Below are 19,256 nucleotides of genomic sequence, written 5' to 3'. Positions count from 1 at the left end.
ACTTCCAGCTTCCAACTTCCAACTTCCAACTTCCAACTTCCAGCTTCCAGCTTCAAGCTTACAGATCCGGGCGAAGCCCGGGTCTTCCAGCTTCTAGCTTATAAGTTGGCGCTTCCGCAGCAGCGCGATGATGGCATCGGCAGCCTCGTCGCTGCTCATCGTCTGGGTCTTGATGTGCAGGTCCGGGTTTTGCGGTGTCTCGTAGGCGGAGTCGATGCCGGTGAAGTTCTTCAGCTCGCCGCGGCGTGCCTTGCGATAGAGCCCCTTGGGGTCTCGCTCTTCGGCCACGTCCAGCGGCGTGTCGACAAAGATCTCGATGAACTCCCCCTCTTCCACCAGGTCGCGGGCCAGCTGGCGCTCGCTGCGGAAGGGCGAGATGAAGGCGGTCAGCACGATCAGCCCGGCATCGACCATCAGCCTGGCTACCTCGCCCACGCGGCGGATGTTCTCGACGCGGTCGGCATCGGTGAAGCCCAGGTCGCGGTTGAGGCCGTGGCGGACGTTGTCACCATCCAGCAGGTAGGTGTGCTGGCCCGCGGCGTGCAGCTTCTTCTCCACCAGGTTGGCGATGGTCGACTTGCCGGCGCCGGAGAGGCCGGTAAACCACAGCACGGCGGGCTGCTGGGCCTTGGAGAGAGCGCGCGCCTGCTTGTCGATATCCACGTGCTGCCTGTGGATGTTCTGGCTGCGCCGCAGGGCGAAGTGCAGCATGCCGGCGCCGACCGTGTTGTTGGTCATGCGGTCGATCAGGATGAAGCCGCCAGTATCCTGGCTCTCCTGGTACGGGTCGAAGGCCACGGCCCTGTTCAGGCTCAGGGTGCAGATGCCGATGGCGTTGAGGTCCAGCTGCTTGGCCGCGGCGTGCTCCAGGGTGTTGACGTTCACCTGGTACTTGATGTCGGTGACGGTGGCCGAGACGGTCTGGGTGCCCAGCTTCATCAGGTAGGGGCGGCCGGGCAGCAGCGGCTGCTCGTGCATCCACACCACGGTGGTCTCGAACTGGTCGGCGGTCTGGGCCGGCTTCTCGACGCCGGAGATGATATCGCCGCGGGAGATGTCGATCTCGTCGTCCAGCAGCAGGGTGATGGACTGGCCGGCCACGGCCTCGTCGAGGTCGCCGTCGAAGGTATAGATCCGCGACACCGTGCTGGTCTTGCCGGAGGGCTGCACGCGGATGGCGTCGCCGGGCTTGACCGTGCCGCTGGTCACCATGCCGGTGAAGCCGCGGAAATCCAGGTTGGGGCGGTTGACCCACTGCACGGGGAGGCGGAAGGGATCGCGCTGCAGGCGCTCGTCGTCGACTTCCACGGTCTCCAGGTAGGCCATCAGGGTGGGGCCGTGGTACCAGGGCATGTGGTGGCCGTGCTCGATGACGTTGTCGCCCTTGAGCGCCGACATGGGGATGAAGGTGATTGACTCGAGCCCCAATTGCTTGGCGAAGGCCCGGTACTCCTCGACGATCTCGTCATAGCGCGCCTTCGAGTAGTCCACCAGGTCCATCTTGTTGATCGCCACTACCACCTGGCGCATGCCGATCAGCGACATCAAGAAGCTGTGGCGGCGGGTCTGGGTAAGGATGCCGAGACGGGCGTCGACCATCAGGATGGCGGCGTCGGCATTGGAGGCGCCGGTCACCATGTTGCGGGTGTACTGCTCGTGCCCCGGGGTATCGGCGACGATGAACTTGCGCTTGTCGGTGGAGAAGAAGCGGTAGGCCACGTCGATGGTGATGCCCTGCTCGCGTTCAGCGGCCAGGCCATCGACCAGCAGCGCGAAGTCCATCTCGTTGCCCTGGGTACCATATTTCTTCGAATCGGCCTCGATGGCGGCCAGCTGGTCCTCGAACAGCAGCTTGGACTCGAACAGCAGGCGGCCGATCAGCGTGCTCTTGCCGTCGTCGACGCTGCCGCAGGTGATGAAGCGGAGCAGGCCTTTCCGCTCGTGCTCTCTCAGATAGGTCTCGATGTTTTCCGATATCATCGGTGAGGCGTGTGACACAGTACTTTCTCCTTATGATGAGAGCACGAGCGCTGCGAGCTCCGGGCTACGAGCTACGAGCAGACCGTACACTCTTCATGTTTGGTGGCTAATTCTGATGGCGCACATCAAGGGCTTTGAGCAGCGAGCCCAGCATCCGCGATATCACCATGGCTTCGCTGCGCCAATGCTGGCCAATGGGCTCGGCGATGTAGCCAACTTCGATACCAATCAGTGTCTGAGTGGCGAACTCACCGCAGGAACCCTTGGCAATGGAGACGAAGCGAAACTTTTCTCGCTCGGTATAGCGCTCAAAGCCTTCGGCGATATTGCTGGGTATCGACAAGGCTGAGCGTGTGATCTGGTCCTTGAAGCCAAAATCTCGCAAATCCCTCAGCTCGCGGTAGACCCCGACGCTCAGCTGCTTGCTTCGCTGCCAGACTTCCATCTGCTCGTGTCGCATGACATTCTCCTTGAGCTTCGCGTTTCGGGGTTCGTAGATCTCGGCCCGAAGCCCGAAGCCCGAAACCCGAAACCCGAAACCCGAAGCCCGCAGCCCGAAGCCCGAAGCCCGAAGCCCGTAGTTTAGAAGTAACCTTCGGCCTTCTTCTTTTCCATCGACGCGGCGCTGTCATGGTCGATCACCCGGCCCTGGCGCTCGGAGGTATTTGTCAGCAGCATCTCCTGGATGATCGCCGGCAGGGTGTCGGCCTCGGATTCGATGGCGCCGGTCAATGGGTAGCAGCCCAGGGTGCGGAAGCGCACCTTGCGCATCATCGGCACCTCGCCGGGCTTCAGCGGCATGCGCTCGTCGTCGACCATGATCAGCGCGCCGTCGCGCTCCACCACCGGGCGCTCGGCCGAGTAGTAGAGGGGCACGATGGGAATGTCCTGCAGGTAGATGTACTGCCAGATATCCAGCTCGGTCCAGTTGGAGAGCGGGAAGACGCGGATCGACTCGCCCTTGTGCTTGCGGGTGTTGAAGAGCTTCCACAGCTCCGGGCGCTGGTTCTTCGGGTCCCAGCGGTGCTGGGCGGTGCGGAAGGAGAAGATGCGCTCCTTGGCGCGGGACTTCTCCTCGTCGCGACGTGCGCCACCGAAGGCGGCATCGAAGCCGTACTTGTCCAGCGCCTGCTTGAGACCCTCGGTCTTCATCACGTCGGTATGGATGGCCGATCCATGGGTGAAGGGATTGATGTCCTTCTCGACGCCCTCGGGGTTGATGTGCACCAGCAGGTCCATGCCGATCTCCTCGGCCATGCGGTCGCGGAACTCGTACATGGCCCGGAACTTCCAGCGCGTATCGACGTGCAGCAACGGGAAGGGGGGCGGGGAGGGCGCGAAGGCCTTGCGCGCCAGGTGCAGCATCACCGCGCTGTCCTTGCCGACGGAGTAGAGCATCACCGGGTTCTCGGTCTCCGAGACCACCTCGCGCATGATCTGGATGCTCTCGGCCTCGAGCCGTTGAAGATGGGTCAATGAGGTCATGTGTTTCAATCCTTGGTTGTTAAGCTGGAAGCTGGAAGAGCGGCGCTTCGCGCCTGGAAGCTGTAAGAAAGCCGCTGCGCGGCAGCCCCATGCTTTCAACCCGAGGGTTGTCTTCCAGCTTCCAGCTTCTCGCTTCCAGCTCGGGGCAAAGCCCCGGGAGGCACCGTCACCAGATGCATTTTCGGATTCTGTTCAAGCCACCGGCGTATCTCCGGACTGGCCTGGAAGAAGGCGCCGCGAAAGAGCAGGGCGACGGGGCCTTTGGTATCGGCGAGCAGCCGTTCGAAGATCGCCAGGTAATCATCGGCCACCGGCGATGTCGGGAGGCAACGCGTGTAGAGCGCGCCGCGCTTGCCATGCAGGTAGAGCTGATAGCGGCGGGGTGTGCTTGCTACCGACTTCGCCGGCACTGCCACGCGAACGCCGCCCTCCCAGATCGCGCCGCCGGCCTGATGGACTTGCTCAAGCACCGGCTGCACCTGCTGACGATACCAGCGCCCTCCCGGGGAACGCCTACGCGCCAGCCCTTCCAGAGGCAGCGGGGCCGGCTTAAGGCCCTGGGCCTCAAGCCAGTGCTCGATGGCTCGCGCCGATACCCTGTGCCTTTCGCTCGCCAGTGCATCCGCCAGGGCGCTGCTGCTCCAGGCCGGGTCGGGCATCTCAGGGTGCGAGGCCATCAGGGCCATCAAGATGCCCTGAGCCACCTCACCCAGCCGCTCAGTTTGGCCCACTTTGCGGCCACGCCGACGTACTGGTACGGCATCCCATCCACCTTCCCGGAAGGCCTTCCAGGCCGCCGATACCGTGGGTGCCGAAAGCCCGGTCCGCGTGGCCACCTCAACCACGGTATGGCCATCCAACCGGAGCCGAACGGCCTCAAGGCGGCGTTTGTTCAGCAGTTCGGGCGATAAATGTTTAGTGCTCAATATTGCACCAAAATGTTGACTTTAAAAGAAAAATAATGGAATTTGAAAAGAGAATAACCCATGATTCGACTTCATCATAAAACTGACAGTAGAATCCCACAAGCCGAGAATTCCAACCCGGACCCCTCAAGGACGAGCGACCATGATGACCTGGGCGGTACTGATTTCCATCGCCGGCCTGCTGACCCTACTGATCAGCGGCTGGGTGCGTCCGGCCATCGCCTTCGTCAGCTTGGCCGGGGCCTATCTGCTGTCCGGCCTGGTGGATACCGCCACGCTGCTGCGTCAGTACAGCAATCCGGCGCTCGCCACGCTCATGCTGCTGCTGCTGGTTTCGCTGGCGCTGGAACGCACCCCCCTGTTGGACTGGCTCTCCAAGCGCCTGTTGCGGGGCCGGGCGAGCAGCGCCACTGTCCGCCTGATGGGCACCAGCGCCGTACTATCGGCCTTCGTCAACAACACTGCCGTGGTTACCGCCTTCCTTGGAGCTATTTCCCGGCAGAAGCGTATCGCACCCTCGCGGCTGCTGATTCCGCTCTCCTATGCCTCGATCCTTGGCGGCATGACCACGCTGGTGGGCACCTCCACCAACCTGGTGGTGAACTCCTTTACCCTGAGCAGTGGCGGCTTCGAGCTAGGCATGTTCCAGTTCAGCCTCGTCGGTATTCCGGTGGCGCTGCTCACTTTCGGCGTGCTCCTGTGGCGGGCCCGATCACTTCCACACCACATGCCCGAGGAGACCGCCGACAAGCTCTCCTATTTCCTTGCCGCCGACCTGCAGCCTGGTTCCGAGCTGATCGGCCGCAGCATCGAAGCCAATGGTTTGCGCAGCCTGGATGGGCTCTACCTGCTGGAGATCGAGCGGCAGGGGCGGCTGATCAGCCCGGTGGGGCCGGAGGAGATCCTGCACGAGAGCGATACCCTGGTATTCACCGGTGATGTGAGCAAGGTCCAGGCGCTGCAGCGATTTGCCGGGCTCAAGTTGTTCGGCCACCAGGCCGACGCCTTGCTGGCTACCAACCTGGTGGAGGTGGTGATCTCCCATGAATCGGAGCTGGCCGGCCAGACCCTGCAAGAGGTGGACTTTCGCAGCATGTTCAATGCGGGGGTGGTAGGCATTCGCCGCGGCGGCAAGCGGCTGGAAGGCCAACTCGGGCAAATTCCCCTGCGCACGGGCGACTGCCTGCTGATGGCCGTGGGCAGCGACTTTCGCCAGCATCGCAATCTCGACCGTAACTTCCACCTGCTCAGCGGCAGCCTCACCCGTCCCCAACTCAGCCGCGTGGAGAGTTGGCTGACCCTGGCCGGCTTCATCAGCGTGATCGGCCTGGCCGCCCTGGAGCTGCTGCCGCTGTTTCACGGGCTGCTGCTGCTGATGGCCGGGCTACTGGCCGGCCGCGTGCTCAGCCCGGCCGAGTTGCGCCGCCGCTTCCCCTTCGAACTGTGGGTCATCATCGGCTCGGCGCTGGCCATCGCCCAGGGGCTGGAGTCCTCCGGGGCCGCCGACCTGCTGGCCCAGGGCATGCAGGGGCTGTTCAGCGGCCACGGCGTCTATGCCGCCTTCATCGGCTGCTATTTCCTGACCCTGCTGCTCACCGAGACGGTGACCAACAACGCCGCCGCCGCGCTGGCCTTCCCCGTGGCCTGGACCACCGCCCAGGCCTTCGGCGTCGATCCCATGCCCTTCATCATGGCCGTGGCCTACGGCGCCAGTGCCTGCTTCCTTATCCCCTACGGCTACCAGACCCACCTGATGGTCTACTCCCCCGGCCGCTACAGCATGGGTGACTTCATGCGGGTCGGCCTGCCAGTCAGCCTGACCTACTCGGCCGCTGTGCTGCTGCTCACGCCGCTGGTGTTCCCCTTCTGAGGAGGGGCATGCTGCAGCGCCGTTGTCTACACCACAGCCGGGCTGTATCCTTCACAAGCCAAGTCGCCTTAGCCCCTGGCTGTGGTACCCGGCTCGTATTCGGCGCTCAGCGTGGAGCGGGCCGGCACAGTTGCGTAGAATAGGCCGATCATCGAAGGCTGTTTGCACGGGGCTGGGGCTACCCGGCGATATCCCCGTCTCTCAGGGCATGGGAATGCGCCCGGACAATCCCCGGGCGGTAGCGTGCTCGAAGCTTTTCTGGGCGAGATTGATGGTGCAGGCTGCTCTCACCCAATTTGCGCAACCTCCTTTTGCTGAAGTCTTAGCCATGAAATTACTCATCACCGGCGGTGCGGGCTTTATCGGCTCGGCCGTGATTCGTCATATCATCCAGCATACCGCCGACTGCGTGGTCAACGTTGACAAGCTCACCTACGCCGGCAACCTGGAGTCGCTCGCGGAAGTGGAGGACAGTCACCGCTACGCCTTCGAGCAGGTCGATATCTGCGACAAGGCGGCACTCGAGCGCGTGCTTCGCGAGCACCAGCCGGATGCCGTGATGCACCTGGCCGCCGAGAGCCATGTGGACCGCTCCATCGATGGGCCGGCAGAGTTCATCCAGACCAATATCGTTGGCACCTACACGCTGCTGGAAGCCGCCCGCGCCTACTGGAACGGCTTGGATGCTGAGCGTCGTGACACCTTCCGTTTCCACCATATCTCCACCGATGAGGTCTATGGAGACCTGGAAGGGCCTGAGGGGCTGTTCACTGAAGAGACCTCCTATGCCCCCAGTTCCCCCTATTCGGCCAGCAAGGCGAGCTCGGATCATCTCGTGCGCGCCTGGCAGCGTACTTACGGCCTGCCGTCCCTGATCACCAACTGCTCCAACAACTACGGCCCCTATCACTTCCCCGAGAAGCTGATTCCGTTGATGATCCTCAACGCCCTGGAAGGCAAGGCGCTTCCGGTCTACGGCAGGGGGGAGCAGATACGCGACTGGCTCTATGTGGAAGACCACGCCCGGGCGCTCTACAAGGTAGTGACGAAAGGTGAGGTAGGGGAGACTTACAACATCGGCGGTCACAACGAAAAGCAGAACATCGAGGTGGTGCGCACGATCTGCGCGCTGCTGGATGAGCTGGCCCCGTCGCAGCATTCCCCCTACGCAGACTTGATTTCCTATGTGGCAGATCGCCCCGGCCACGACATGCGCTACGCCATCGATGCTGGAAAGATCGAGCGTGAGCTTGGCTGGCGACCGGCAGAGACCTTCGAGTCCGGCATTCGCAAGACGGTGCAGTGGTACCTGGACAACCAGGAGTGGTGCCGCCGTGTGCAGGACGGCAGCTACCAGCGCGAGAGGTTGGGAACGGGGAGTGCGGTATGAAGCTCCTGCTTCTCGGCAAGAACGGCCAGGTCGGCTGGGAGCTTCAGCGTGCCCTGGAGCCCCTTGGCGACGTCGTGGCTCTGGATCGCCACGGTCAGAACAGCCTCATCGGCGACCTGGCCGATCTCGATGGGCTACGGGCGACCGTCCGCGAGCTCAATCCGGATGTGATCGTCAACGCCGCGGCCTACACCGCCGTGGATCGCGCCGAGGAAGAGCATGAGCTGACCACCCTGATCAATGCCGAGGCCCCAGCCGTGCTGGCGGAAGAGGCGAGGGGGCTGGGTGCCCTGCTGGTGCACTACTCCACCGACTATGTGTTCGACGGTAGCGGCGACGAGCCCTGGAAAGAGAGCGACACCCCCGGTCCGGTGAATCATTACGGGGTCAGCAAGTTGGCCGGTGAACGCCGTATCCAGGCCAGCGGCTGCCGGCACCTGATCTTCCGCACCAGTTGGGTGTATGCCGCACGCGGTGGCAACTTCCTGGCTACCATGGCGCGACTGATTCGGGAGCGCGATGCTCTCCAGGTCATCGACGACCAGATTGGTGCCCCCACCGGCGCCGAGCTGATCGCCGATGTAACCGGCCACGCCATCGTTCAGGCGCTGGGCGATGCTAGCAAGGAAGGCCTCTACCACTTGGCTCCTGCCGGTGAGGCCAGCTGGAACGGCTTTGCCACCTTCATCGCCAAGTGGCTGCAAGTACAGGGCATTGCGATCCAGGCCACTCCGGAATGTATCGCCCCCATCTGCACCACGGAATGGCCCACTCCAGCACAGCGTCCGCTCAACTCCCGCCTCGATACCACCATGCTCAAGCGCACTTTTGGCTTGGTCATGCCGCATTGGCAAAATGGGGTCGAGCGCACACTGGCCGAGTGCTTGGGGGCAGACACCCAGGCCTAACGCAGCCAACCACAATCGTCATACGCTGCATTGCTGCAACCTGTGGGGTCTGTCCCCAAGCACGGTCGGCGAACAAGGCGGTAACATGTTGCTCGATACAGGAATCTCCATGCCACGCAAAGGAATAGTATTGGCCGGCGGCTCCGGCACGCGTCTCTTTCCCATCACCAAGGGCATCTCCAAGCAGCTGCTGCCTATCTACGACAAGCCGATGATCTACTACCCCCTCTCAGTGCTGATGCTGGCGGGCATCCAAGAGATCCTGATCATTACCACCCCCGAGGACCAGGAAGGCTTCCAGCGCCTGCTGGGTGACGGCAGCCAGTTCGGCATCTCCCTCAGCTACGCCGTGCAGCCGAGCCCCGATGGCCTGGCCCAGGCGTTCATCATTGGCGAAGAGTTCATCGGCGATGACCCGGTGTGCCTGGTGTTGGGCGACAACATCTATCATGGGCCCGGCCTCTCCAAGCAACTGCAGGCGGCCAACGCCCGCGAGAGTGGTGCCACGGTGTTCGGGTACCAGGTCACTGACCCCGAGCGTTTCGGCGTTGTCGAGTTCGACGCGAATCAGCGCGCCATCTCCATTGAGGAAAAGCCTGAGACGCCCAAGTCCCGCTATGCGGTCACGGGGCTCTACTTCTACGACAACGATGTGGTGGAGATCGCCAAGTCAGTGACGCCCTCGCACCGCGGCGAGTTGGAGATCACCAGCGTCAACCAGGCCTACCTGGAGCGCGGTGACCTCAACGTCGAACTGCTCGGCCGCGGCTATGCATGGCTGGATACCGGCACCTTCGATTCGCTTCACGAGGCCTCCGGCTTTATCGAGACCCTGGAGAAGCGCCAGGGCCTGAAGGTAGCTTGCCTGGAAGAGGTGGCCTACCGCATGGGTTACATCAGCCGCGAGCAATTACTGATCCAGGCCGATGAGCTGAAGAAGAACAGCTACGGCGCCTACCTCAAGCAACTTGCCGACTACGGGTACTGAAATGGAAGTACTTCCCACCCGCATCTCCGACGTCAAGCTGATCAAGCCCAGGGTTTTCGGCGACGCGCGCGGCTTCTTTATGGAGACCTGGAACGCGCGGGCCTTCGCCGAGGCCGGCATCGACGCCACCTTCGTGCAGGACAACCACAGCCGCTCGGTGCAGTACACCCTGCGCGGCCTGCATTACCAGATCCGCCAGCCCCAGGGCAAGCTGGTACGCGTTACCCGCGGCGAAGTGTTCGACGTGGCGGTGGATCTTCGCCAGGGTTCTCCCACCTTCGGCCAGTGGGTAGGGGAGGTACTCTCGGAGGAGAACCAGCTCCAGATGTGGGTGCCACCGGGCTTTGCCCACGGCTTCTACGTGATGAGCGAGAGCGCTGACTTCCAGTACAAGTGCACCGACTTTTACGCGCCTGATCACGAGCGGTGCATTCGCTGGGATGATAATAAGTTAGCGATCGACTGGCAGCTGTCAGACGGTGAAAAGCCCATTGTGTCTTCAAAAGACTCGCAAGGTTTAAGTTTTTTAGATGCCGAATATTTTCTTCTATAATTAAACACGTCGAAATATTTTAAGAAATTAGAATTCGGTATGCTAAAAAGGAATAACGCAAATGGGTTATTACATTCACCCCCTTGCAGATGTTAAAACGAAAAAAATTGGCGAGAACAGTCGGATTTGGCAGTTTGTTGTCGTTTTCCCGGAAGCCGAGATAGGTGCTGATACCAATATCTGCTCGCATTGCCTTATTGAAAATGATGTCCTAATTGGTGATCGCGTAACCGTTAAGAGTGGTGTGCAACTTTGGGATGGGTTGCGCATTTTTGATGATGTTTTTATCGGGCCGAATGCGACTTTTACAAATGACCGCATGCCGCGCAGTAAACAGCACCCTCAAAAGTTTTTGGAAACAGTGCTGGAGAGTGGGGCTTCTGTAGGAGCGGGGGCTGTAATCCTGCCAGGTATTAGAATTGGTAACAATGCGATGGTTGCAGCCGGGGCGGTAGTCACTCGCTCTGTACCTCCCAATGCCATTGTAGTAGGAAATCCTGCCAGGATAATGGGCTATGTTGACGCTGGCTCTAACCATAAAACGGGCGCTGAGGAAGTAAGTCAGTCTTCAGAGATAGGTGTCCATAATACACAAGTCCCAAGAGTTAATTTATACCATTTAAACCGTGTCACTGACATTCGGGGAAGTTTGACGGTTGGTGAGTTTGAACGTACGATTCCATTTTCCGCAAAGCGGTACTTCATGGTTTTCGATGTTCCTAGCATAGAGACGCGTGGTGAGCACGCGCATCGGCAATGTCATCAGTTTCTTATCTGTGTTCGTGGAAATTGCTCTGTTGTTGCTGACGATGGCAATAATCGGCAGGAGTTCGTTCTTGATCGCCCGGATATAGGTATTCATTTGCCACCGATGATCTGGGGCATTCAGTATAAATACTCACCGGATGCACTGTTGCTTGTCTTTGCCTCGGAATATTACGATGCCGAGGACTATATTCGGAGCTATGAGGAGTTTAAGCAACTCGCCGGAGGGAGGAGATGATTCCTTTTCTAGATCTTCGCGCTGCCTATCTCGAGCTCAAGCATGAAATTGATGAGGCAGTCTCCCGTGTGCTCAACAGTGGCTGGTATATTCTCGGTCCTGAAGCCGAAGCCTTCGAGGCCGAGTTTGCCGACTACTGCGGCACGGCGCACTGCGTCGGCGTCGCCAATGGCCTGGATGCCCTGACGCTGGCGCTGCGTGCGCTGGAGGTGGGGCCTGGCGATGAGGTGATCGTGCCCTCGAACACCTACATCGCCACTTGGCTGGCGGTATCTGACGTGGGCGCGACCCCGGTCCCGGTGGAGCCAGCCCCTGCCACCCACAACATCGATCCGGCCCGCATCGAGGCGGCCATCACTCCTCACACCCGGGTCTTGCTGCCTGTTCATCTCTACGGCCAGCCGGCTGACCTGGATCCAATCCTGGCCATAGCGCGGCAACATGACCTCAATGTGGTCGAGGATGCCGCCCAGGCCCATGGCGCGCTCTACAAGGGCGAGCGCATCGGTGGACATGGCGACATCGTCTGCTGGAGCTTCTACCCGGGTAAGAACCTCGGCGCCATGGGGGATGCCGGCGCCATCACCACCAATGACGCCGACCTGGCCGAGCGCATCGCCATGCTGCGCAACTACGGCTCTCGGGAGAAGTACGTCAATGAGGTGCGGGGAGTGAACTCCCGCCTCGACCCGCTGCAGGCCGCGGTGCTGAGAGTGAAGCTGAAGGTGTTGGATAAGTGGACTGAGCGCCGCCGTGCCATCGCCGCTCTCTATTCCGAACATCTGGCCGAGACTGGCTTGGTGCTTCCTGCAGTGCCGGAATGGTCAGACTCCGCCTGGCATCTCTATGTGCTGCGCAGTCCTCGGCGCGACGCGCTCCAGGCCGCGCTCAAGGAGGCCGGCATCGGCACGCTGATTCACTATCCCATCCCACCGTATCGGCAGCAGGCCTACGCTGACCTAGGTTTTGCAAATGAAGCGTTCCCTATCGCAAACCAATTGGCTGGAGAAGTGATCAGCTTACCGATGGGCCCGCACTTGCAATTTAAAGACGTGGAAAAAATTGTTCGTGAGGTGCGAAGTGCCGTCTGATTATCTTTGTAATCTTATTGTTCCGGGAGCGGCTAAATCTGGCACAAGCTCCTTGCATGAGTATCTAAGCCAGCACCCTAAAATCTGCATGAGTAGAAGCAAGGAGCCACATCATTTTTGCAGAATAAAAAAGTATGAGCTAGGGGCTAGGAGTCATAATGAATTATTTGATGAGTCTTGTGGAGCGCAGGTTTTTGGAGAGTCATCGACAGGTTATATGATATGGCCTGATTCTATAAAAAAGATATCTATAAGTCTTGATAATCCGAAAATAATAATGGTTTTGAGAGATCCTGTGGAGAGAGCTTTTTCTCATTATAGGTGGCGTGTTCGCCTTGGTCTCGAAAAGCGAAGCTTTATGGAAGCTGTTTCTAAAGATGGCTTTGGATACGATCCAGAGAAGCCCGATAAGTTCGGCTATACGTCATATCTTCAGTTCTCGCAGTATTCAAAATATTGCCCTATGTGGCTTGAAGAGTTTGGACGGAGTAACTGTCTTTTGGTATCTTCTGCCGATCTCAAGAATGAGCCAAGCAAAATAGTGAACGAATGTTTCAGATTTTTGAGACTTCCGTCTTTAGAAAGTGTTGATGCTGTGTTTTCCAATCAAACTGATACGGCCCCGTCAATGTCTAGTTCAACTATGAAAAATCTGGCTTCCTTGATACCAAGTCAGGTGAAAACGTCTTCGGCATATCAAATCTTGCGCAGAAAGTTATTGGTGGGATTGGCGCCAGACGCCCCAAGAAATATGACAAGTGAAGAAGAAGGTTATGTAAAAGAAGCCCTGTGTGATGATATAGATTATTTTAAGTCTACTTTTAGCCTGAAATAAGATGTCAACCTCTCGTGGCCTCATCCGCTCGATGATGATCATTGGTAGCGCCCAGGCAGTCAATATTCTCCTGTCCATTCTGCGCATGAAGGTGCTTGCGGTGCTGCTCGGGCCCAACGGTGTTGGCCTGCTGAGTATATACAATAACCTACAGGATATGGTGAGCAACGCTGCTGGTCTTGGCATGAAGTCCAGTGGTGTGCGCGAGATCGCCAGCGCGAAAGGCGAGGAACAGACTCTCAGCCGCGTGAGGCGCGTGCTTTTGGCTGCGCACCTGATCCAGGGCGTGATGGCGATGCTGGGTGTCTGGCTCTTGCGAGAGCAAATCTCGGTTTGGCTGCTTGGAGATTCAGGCTACGCCCTAGAAGTCGCACTGCTGGGTATCGCCATTCTGCTGACGTTGATGATGGGTGCACAGACGGCTTTGCTCCAAGGGCTGCGGCGGATCGGGGATCTCGGCCGGGTAACTGTGCTGGGGGCCTTGGGCGGCACGGTGCTCGGGATTGCGGCGGTCTCGATCTATGGTGAAGCAGGGCTGGTCTGGTTCGTGCTGACACAGCCGCTGATGGGGTTGGCGGCGGCGCTTTATTTCACTCGACAATTGCCGAAACCAACCACTCCACGCCTCAGCAGCTCCGAAGCCTGGGAAATCTGGAAACCCATGGCGAGACTGGGTTTAGCCTTCATGCTGGGTGGGCTGGCGACAGCCGCCACAATTCTCCTGGTGCGCGGGCGCATCACCCAGGAGATTGGCTTGGACGCCGCAGGTCAGTTTGCCGCTTCCTGGGGCATCACCATGACCTATGTCGGCTTTCTACTCGGCGCGATGGGGGCCGACTACTACCCACGCCTCACCGAGGTGATTCACGATCACCAGGCGGCCCACCGCCTGATGAACGATCAGGCGCAGTTGGGGCTGGCCATTGGTGGCCCCGTCCTGCTGCTGCTGATCGGTTGTGCGCCTTGGGTGATCACATTGCTCTATTCGTCTGAATTTGCAGTTGCTGCCACACTGCTGCAATGGCAGACGGTGGGCAATGTCTTCAAGCTCGCGAGCTGGCCTTTGGGTTTTTCGCTTGCAGCCGCCGCTCGTGGAAACACGTTCCTTTTGGTCCAATTAAATTTTAATATTCTTTTCTTGGCCATGCTTTGGCCAACGCTTTCATATTACGGAATCATGGCGGCCGGACCGTCCTTCATGGTCGCTTATATGCTGCATTTTGCTTTGTTGAATGTTCTTGTGTATCGCATTCATGCTTTCCGCTGGCAGCGCCTTTCGCTCGGTTTGTTGGTGCTTCATGGAGGTCTCGCCCTTGGCCTTCTGGCCCTGGCGCTTCTCGCCCCCAAACTGGCGATGGGGGTATCCCCGCTCATTGCCGCCGTGACGGGCCTCGTCGGCCTGCGCATCGTGCTGAGCAAGACCGGGCCAGAAGGGCGGCTGGCAGAAAAGTGTTATCAGGCCTATGCCCGGCTCGGCTGGTCGATCAGGAGTGAGGGATAATGGAAGAGACAACCCAGGAGCGCCCGCTCATCACGTTCGTCCTGTTTGCCTACAATCAGGAAGAATATATAAGAGAGGCTGTTGAGGGCGCTTTTTCTCAGACATATGAACCTCTTGAAATTATCTTGTCGGATGACTGCTCGCAGGATCAGACATTTAAGATAATGCAGGAGCTTGCGGAAGACTATGTTGGGCCACATAAGGTGCGAGTAGTTCAAACAGCGCATAATATTGGAGTAGTGGCGCATGTCTTGCTGCGCGGAAAAGAAGCATCGGGTGACATTGTAGTGGTGGCAGCGGGTGACGACATTTCTCTTCCCGTTCGTACAGAGATGATTGCGAATTCATTTTCGGCTACAACTGGCTGTGTCTTTTCGCTTACATCAATAATTAGTGGTAGAGGTCACGAGATTTCCCCAAGTGCTGAGAGGCCTCTTCATCTTGCGCAGCCAGAAATCTTTTTGCGAGAACCTAAAAATGAGTATCCGGTTATCCAAGGTTGTTCCGCTGCCTATCGTAGTTGGGTTTTTTCAGTACCTATTCAGCCTAATGGTAAGAGTTACGCAGAGGATTTGCTCTTTTCTTTTTACATAAACCTCAATGAAGCTGATATTCGCCGTTTGGATGTGCCTTTGGTAAAATATCGCGCACATGAAGAAGCATTGAGTAATCGAGTTGGTGCCAATTTCTCTGTAATAGAGCAAGAAGTTTATAGTTTGCGCTCCGCGCATAATAAATTGCAAATGCTAAACGATTTTTTGCACATCGCAGAGGTGCTCAAAAAAAAAGCTGATGTGAATGTACAAGAAGTTCAGAGAGTAGAGTCCGCCACTCGTGAAAAAATTAAATGGGCAGACCTCTCATTTTCTTGCCGAGTGAAGCGTATTTTGTTTAATAGTAAAAAACAGAACGGACTTTCAATAAAGTGGAAAGTTATGCGTTTGTGGGGCTCTCATCCTTATTATCAACCAAAAATTGTTTTTTCATGCTTCCAGAGAAAGTTGAAATAACATAAATATAAATTATATATATCAGGTTGATTGTTGATGTGCTAACTTAATTCCTTGCTCAAAAATGAGGCACGCCCTTATTCTTCTAGAAATTTAGCGCCAAGTTGGGACAAAAAAATAAAGTTTGGCGCGCATAAAATGATTGCTCGATATATAATATCTAGCAGCAAAGAAAATCTCAAATAAATATTTGGGTTTGTTGTTTTTTATAATACTTTAAACCCCACAAAAGAAATTTTAAGAAAACAGCTTTATATATGTTATCAAAAGATAGATGAAGCTCTATGGCGGATGTGTTGTTTTTTGTTGACATATGGTTATTGAGAATAGCGTGAAATTAATTATGATTTCAGGTTAACCTGAAATGTTTTGCAGCAAGGTGTTTATTTAAATTAATTTTCAGTGGTGCAATATGGTTATGGATCAATATGCAAATTCAATTTGCGCCATCGTGATTTGGTACAACCCAGAGCCAAGATTCGTAAAAAATATTAGCAGCTATTATAATCTTGTTGATTTTGTTGTTGTTGTAGACAACTCTTCACATGATAACTCTCATTTAATTAGCCATTTTTGCCGTCTGAAGTATGTATCGCTCAAGGAGAACATGGGTATAGCAGCAGCTTTGAACACTGGTTGCAATATAGCAATGCTAAAAGGGTTCAAAATTGCTCTTACCTTGGACCAGGATAGTGCTTTCGATGAAAATGAGCTCTCGACTATGATTTCGCAAGGTGTTAGCCTAGTAAAGCAAAACGCCGTTGCTATAGTTGCACCTAGTCATCGATTACCAAAGACCTCAGGGGTTTCCTTCTGTGATTATGTTATCACGTCAGGAAACCTATTTATGCTTGATCTATGGCGTGAAGTCGGAGGCTTTAATGAAGATCTTTTTATTGATCAAGTCGACCATGAATTTTGCTATCGTCTACGAAGGTTAGGTTTTTTTATTATAAAACTCAATAACGTTTACATGCAACATGTAATCGGGTTGCCTATTAGTAGATCATTCTTGGGAAAGGAGCTCGTATCGACAAACCACAGTGCTCAGAGGAGATACTATATAATTCGAAACCGGTTGTATTTGCGCCGAAATTTCCCCGAGTTTCCAAGGCCCTACTTTTATATGATGCTGAGAGACATTTTTTTTATTATTTTTTTTGAGAAAGCAAAGTATAAAAAATTGAAGGCTGTATTCCTTGGGTTTTTGGACAACCTGAACGGTAAGCTTGGTAGAAGAGATATTTTTACTGACTAGATGTAAGGTCCCGGATGATCGGATCGCCTATAGAAGTTATCCTCTGATAGCAGCCAGGGAGCTTCTACAGCAATTCATCCGGGAGCAGGTTCATGGACATCAAGCTGCACAAGCAAGCAACGACAACACCGAAGATCCGAAGCCGAGATTCAGGTAGCGTTCTCCAGCATCACGGATAGCGAGTTGGCTCGCCAATATGGCGTTTCAACCGCGACCATCCGGCGCTGGCAATACCGTGACGATGTCTATGATCGTCCGCACACACGTCACTGATCTTGCCCAGGAACAGTGGACAGCCCGTTAAGGCAGTACACTGATCGAGGTGACCCCATGGCAAGCCGGCACAGTGCGATTGGGGTAATCCTTCGAGGCCCTAATGATCGCTTAGATCGGTGTCCCCGATTGCTGGGTAAGATCAGGGATACTCAGGAGCCCTGGATACCACAGGTGCTGCGCTTATTGTTTGAATTCAGGGATCAAGCCTGGACGGTCGCAGACGAACGGCATGGTGGAGCGCTTCAACGGCCGCATCAGCGACGTGGTGGCGACTCGGCGTTATAGCTCAGGCGAGAACCTGGAGCAGACGCTGAAACGCTACACCTGGCTGTATAATCACCACGTCCCGCAAAAGGCGCTGCACCATCAATCACCCATTGGGGGATGAAGGAATGGCAGGCCAAATATCCTGAGTTATTTAACAAGAAGGTTGTTAATCACATGGGGCCCGGCAGATAGTTTTAACGGAAAGTTCCGCGATGGTTGCCTCAATGATCACTGGTTTCTTAGCCTGGCTGATGCCAGATATGGAATCGACCAATTGAGAACCCACTACAATTATGTCAGGCCGCACAGCTCGTTGGGCTATATTCCACCCATCACCTATGCCCAGCGGTGTGCATGAAGGAGCGGTGACTCATATTGTGGATTGACCTAACTCAGGGAGAATGTCAAAGAGAAAATTTGCTAACGGTTTTTTAGTTTGTTGTAAGTGGGCGCATATTAACCTATGCTAATTGTTTCTATAGCGCACAAACTTAATAGGTTTTGTAATTTGTGAGCAAGCGGTGTCCTTGAATGTATAAGATTGCTGCAATAACGGGTGGAATAAACGCTCCTTCGTCGAGATATCGCATCAGAGTAATAACTGACTCTTTGAATGAAGCTGGAATCTGTTTAAAGGAAATTTGTCCTGCTACATCTAGGTACCCACCAAAATCCAATTTTCTAAGGCCGTTTTGGTTGTTCGCAGCATTATTAGAGCGCCTATCTTTCATTCAGAAATCTTTGGGTTACGATGCAGTGATACTTCAGAAAGAACTAATATCAACGATCCCCACTATTGAAAAGCTTTTACCCGGAAATAAAATACTAGACGTTGATGATGCAATTTACCTTCACAGGGGTGGCTTGGCCGCAAGAAATGCTGCCAGTGCTTCTTTAGGGGTGGTTTGCGGGAATGAGGTGTTAGCGGAAAACTTTTCCAAATGGAACTCTAGCGTCGAGATTATACCAACTGGCGTTAATGTTAATCAGATGAAGATAAATACTCATCGTCTTGATTGTTCTGAGCGACGGACGGTTGGATGGATTGGAACTCCTGGTAATCTTAAGTATCTGGATGATATTTCGCAAAGCTTGTTAACTGCCATCAAACAAAATCCAAACTTTGAACTCCGCGTTTTAACAAAAAGTTATAACGATATTCCCAATAGCCTTGCCCCCCACGTAAAATTTGTTAAATGGTATCCAGGCATAGAGTTTGATGAGATGCCAAATTGGTCTGTCGGTGTTATGCCTCTTCCTAATAATGAATGGACTAGAGGTAAGTGCTCATTCAAACTACTCCAATATCTCTCAGCTGGTATACCTGCAATCGTCTCCCCTGTAGGTATGAATGTCGATGTCATGACGAAAGGGCCCGTGGGATATCTTGCTGATAATAGCCGGGAATGGACTGAGTCATTAATCTCAATGTTATCTGATGATAGATTGAATTTTGAAATGGGACTTGAGGCTAGAAAGGTTGCTGAGAGGTTTTATAGCCACATAGTGATTGCACAAATGTGGCGGAAAGTTTTGGATAAATGGCTTTGATTATTTATTTCATATAAGATGATCGGCGCCTTTATCCTATCTTGTAAATAGAGATGCTTGTGTTGGTATTCTGTCTTTACATATAATGAGCAAGGTTTTTTACAGAGACAGTATTAACCTGACACAAGCTCCGCGGGCTCTCTATAGTTAAGCAGTGTTATCTGCCTTTTCCTACGTTCCTTCTTCGTCGGTTTGGGGCCCCCCTTCTTGAAAACGGCATAGAGTGTCATCCCCTTCATGTTGCTCCCTTGGTGGGGGCGCTTGGTGTTTTGATCTTGCCCAGCAACAGTGGACACCCCGTTAAGGCAGTACACTGAACGAGGTGACCCCATGGCAAGGCAAGCAGCGGCGATGAAGAAGACCC

The 19,256-nt window shown here is 55.5% G+C and carries 17 protein-coding genes and 2 pseudogenes; 15 read left to right on the top strand and 4 right to left on the bottom strand.

The window, feature by feature from the left end; genetic code table 11:
* Positions 1–93: 93 nt before the first annotated feature.
* The 4 genes from cysN to QLQ86_RS09445 form a co-directional block, all read right to left on the bottom strand.
* Entirely contained in the window at positions 94–1,998 is a 1,905-nt protein-coding gene (gene cysN, locus QLQ86_RS09460; RefSeq protein WP_282816717.1) for a sulfate adenylyltransferase subunit CysN, read from the bottom strand.
* An 88-nt stretch (positions 1,999–2,086) separates the two neighbouring features.
* Positions 2,087–2,440 (bottom strand): four helix bundle protein, encoded by a 354-nt coding sequence (locus tag QLQ86_RS09455; RefSeq protein ID WP_282816716.1) that lies wholly within the window; start codon positions 2,438–2,440, stop codon positions 2,087–2,089.
* A 122-nt stretch (positions 2,441–2,562) separates the two neighbouring features.
* Positions 2,563–3,465: a sulfate adenylyltransferase subunit CysD gene (gene cysD / locus QLQ86_RS09450; RefSeq protein ID WP_282816715.1), complete on the bottom strand. Its 903-nt coding sequence runs from the start codon at positions 3,463–3,465 to the stop codon at positions 2,563–2,565.
* 95 nt (positions 3,466–3,560) lie between these two features.
* The gene (locus QLQ86_RS09445) at positions 3,561–4,391 is read right to left on the bottom strand and encodes a helix-turn-helix domain-containing protein (RefSeq protein WP_282816714.1); all 831 of its coding nucleotides are present in this window, start codon (positions 4,389–4,391) and stop codon (positions 3,561–3,563) included.
* A gap of 142 nt (positions 4,392–4,533) precedes the next feature.
* On the opposite strand from QLQ86_RS09445, the gene QLQ86_RS09440 reads away from it, so the two are divergent.
* The 15 genes and pseudogenes from QLQ86_RS09440 to QLQ86_RS09370 all read left to right on the top strand — a co-directional run bounded on the left by QLQ86_RS09440 (position 4,534) and on the right by QLQ86_RS09370 (position 18,892).
* Complete coding sequence (locus tag QLQ86_RS09440; protein ID WP_282816713.1) at positions 4,534–6,261, top strand: SLC13 family permease; 1,728 nt, start codon at positions 4,534–4,536, stop codon at positions 6,259–6,261.
* Between the two features lie 328 nt (positions 6,262–6,589).
* Positions 6,590–7,651 carry a dTDP-glucose 4,6-dehydratase gene (gene rfbB, locus QLQ86_RS09435; protein WP_282816712.1) on the top strand — a complete coding sequence of 354 codons (1,062 nt, stop codon included), beginning with the start codon at positions 6,590–6,592 and terminating at the stop codon, positions 7,649–7,651.
* A complete protein-coding gene (gene rfbD, locus QLQ86_RS09430) occupies positions 7,648–8,559 on the top strand; it encodes a dTDP-4-dehydrorhamnose reductase (RefSeq protein ID WP_282816711.1) in 912 nt (303 codons plus the stop codon). Before rfbB ends, rfbD begins: the two co-directional genes overlap by 4 nt.
* A 109-nt stretch (positions 8,560–8,668) precedes the next feature.
* Positions 8,669–9,547: a glucose-1-phosphate thymidylyltransferase RfbA gene (rfbA, locus tag QLQ86_RS09425; RefSeq protein WP_282816710.1), complete on the top strand. Its 879-nt coding sequence runs from the start codon at positions 8,669–8,671 to the stop codon at positions 9,545–9,547.
* Position 9,548: 1 nt separating this feature from the next.
* Entirely contained in the window at positions 9,549–10,100 is a 552-nt protein-coding gene (rfbC, locus tag QLQ86_RS09420) for a dTDP-4-dehydrorhamnose 3,5-epimerase (RefSeq protein ID WP_282816709.1), read from the top strand.
* A gap of 61 nt (positions 10,101–10,161) precedes the next feature.
* On the top strand, positions 10,162–11,103 hold the full coding sequence (locus QLQ86_RS09415; protein WP_282816708.1) for a WxcM-like domain-containing protein: 942 nt from the start codon (positions 10,162–10,164) through the stop codon (positions 11,101–11,103).
* Positions 11,100–12,194 carry a DegT/DnrJ/EryC1/StrS family aminotransferase gene (locus QLQ86_RS09410; protein WP_282816707.1) on the top strand — a complete coding sequence of 365 codons (1,095 nt, stop codon included), beginning with the start codon at positions 11,100–11,102 and terminating at the stop codon, positions 12,192–12,194. The genes QLQ86_RS09415 and QLQ86_RS09410 overlap by 4 nt, the downstream gene beginning before the upstream one ends.
* Positions 12,172–13,029 carry a sulfotransferase family protein gene (locus QLQ86_RS09405; protein ID WP_326521276.1) on the top strand — a complete coding sequence of 286 codons (858 nt, stop codon included), beginning with the start codon at positions 12,172–12,174 and terminating at the stop codon, positions 13,027–13,029. Before QLQ86_RS09410 ends, QLQ86_RS09405 begins: the two co-directional genes overlap by 23 nt.
* Before the next feature lies 1 nt (position 13,030).
* Positions 13,031–14,530, top strand: coding sequence for an O-antigen translocase (locus tag QLQ86_RS09400; protein WP_282816705.1), 1,500 nt, complete (start codon positions 13,031–13,033; stop codon positions 14,528–14,530).
* Positions 14,530–15,540 (top strand): glycosyltransferase, encoded by a 1,011-nt coding sequence (locus tag QLQ86_RS09395; protein WP_282816704.1) that lies wholly within the window; start codon positions 14,530–14,532, stop codon positions 15,538–15,540. The genes QLQ86_RS09400 and QLQ86_RS09395 overlap by 1 nt, the downstream gene beginning before the upstream one ends.
* A 418-nt stretch (positions 15,541–15,958) precedes the next feature.
* Entirely contained in the window at positions 15,959–16,798 is an 840-nt protein-coding gene (locus QLQ86_RS09390; RefSeq protein ID WP_282816703.1) for a glycosyltransferase family 2 protein, read from the top strand.
* Between the two features lie 92 nt (positions 16,799–16,890).
* Positions 16,891–17,041 (top strand): annotated as a pseudogene (locus QLQ86_RS09385) (IS481 family transposase); the annotation flags it as partial.
* Positions 17,042–17,285: 244 nt separating this feature from the next.
* Positions 17,286–17,533 (top strand): annotated as a pseudogene (locus QLQ86_RS09380) (integrase core domain-containing protein); the annotation flags it as partial.
* A complete protein-coding gene (locus tag QLQ86_RS09375; RefSeq protein WP_407650073.1) occupies positions 17,505–17,699 on the top strand; it encodes an integrase core domain-containing protein in 195 nt (64 codons plus the stop codon). The pseudogene QLQ86_RS09380 and the gene QLQ86_RS09375, both read left to right, overlap by 29 nt.
* A 173-nt stretch (positions 17,700–17,872) precedes the next feature.
* Positions 17,873–18,892, top strand: coding sequence for a glycosyltransferase (locus QLQ86_RS09370; protein WP_282816702.1), 1,020 nt, complete (start codon positions 17,873–17,875; stop codon positions 18,890–18,892).
* The last annotated feature ends 364 nt before the right edge of the window (positions 18,893–19,256 follow it).

It is taken from the genome of Halomonas rhizosphaerae (assembly GCF_030012485.1).
In the GTDB taxonomy this organism is placed as follows: domain Bacteria; phylum Pseudomonadota; class Gammaproteobacteria; order Pseudomonadales; family Halomonadaceae; genus Halomonas; species Halomonas rhizosphaerae.
This window is presented reverse-complemented; position numbering and strand designations above follow the sequence as displayed.

Bases quoted from the DNA above. Each gene is read 5' to 3' on its own strand.
- QLQ86_RS09455 (WP_282816716.1), bottom strand. From the start codon at position 2,440: ATGCGACACGAGCAGATGGAAGTCTGGCAGCGAAGCAAGCAGCTGAGC.
- cysD (WP_282816715.1), bottom strand. From the start codon at position 3,465: ATGACCTCATTGACCCATCTTCAACGGCTCGAGGCCGAGAGCATCCAG.
- QLQ86_RS09440 (WP_282816713.1), top strand. From the start codon at position 4,534: ATGATGACCTGGGCGGTACTGATTTCCATCGCCGGCCTGCTGACCCTA.
- rfbB (WP_282816712.1), top strand. From the start codon at position 6,590: ATGAAATTACTCATCACCGGCGGTGCGGGCTTTATCGGCTCGGCCGTG.
- rfbD (WP_282816711.1), top strand. From the start codon at position 7,648: ATGAAGCTCCTGCTTCTCGGCAAGAACGGCCAGGTCGGCTGGGAGCTT.
- rfbA (WP_282816710.1), top strand. From the start codon at position 8,669: ATGCCACGCAAAGGAATAGTATTGGCCGGCGGCTCCGGCACGCGTCTC.
- rfbC (WP_282816709.1), top strand. From the start codon at position 9,549: ATGGAAGTACTTCCCACCCGCATCTCCGACGTCAAGCTGATCAAGCCC.
- QLQ86_RS09415 (WP_282816708.1), top strand. From the start codon at position 10,162: ATGGGTTATTACATTCACCCCCTTGCAGATGTTAAAACGAAAAAAATT.
- QLQ86_RS09410 (WP_282816707.1), top strand. From the start codon at position 11,100: ATGATTCCTTTTCTAGATCTTCGCGCTGCCTATCTCGAGCTCAAGCAT.
- QLQ86_RS09400 (WP_282816705.1), top strand. From the start codon at position 13,031: ATGTCAACCTCTCGTGGCCTCATCCGCTCGATGATGATCATTGGTAGC.
- QLQ86_RS09395 (WP_282816704.1), top strand. From the start codon at position 14,530: ATGGAAGAGACAACCCAGGAGCGCCCGCTCATCACGTTCGTCCTGTTT.
- QLQ86_RS09390 (WP_282816703.1), top strand. From the start codon at position 15,959: ATGGATCAATATGCAAATTCAATTTGCGCCATCGTGATTTGGTACAAC.
- QLQ86_RS09370 (WP_282816702.1), top strand. From the start codon at position 17,873: ATGTATAAGATTGCTGCAATAACGGGTGGAATAAACGCTCCTTCGTCG.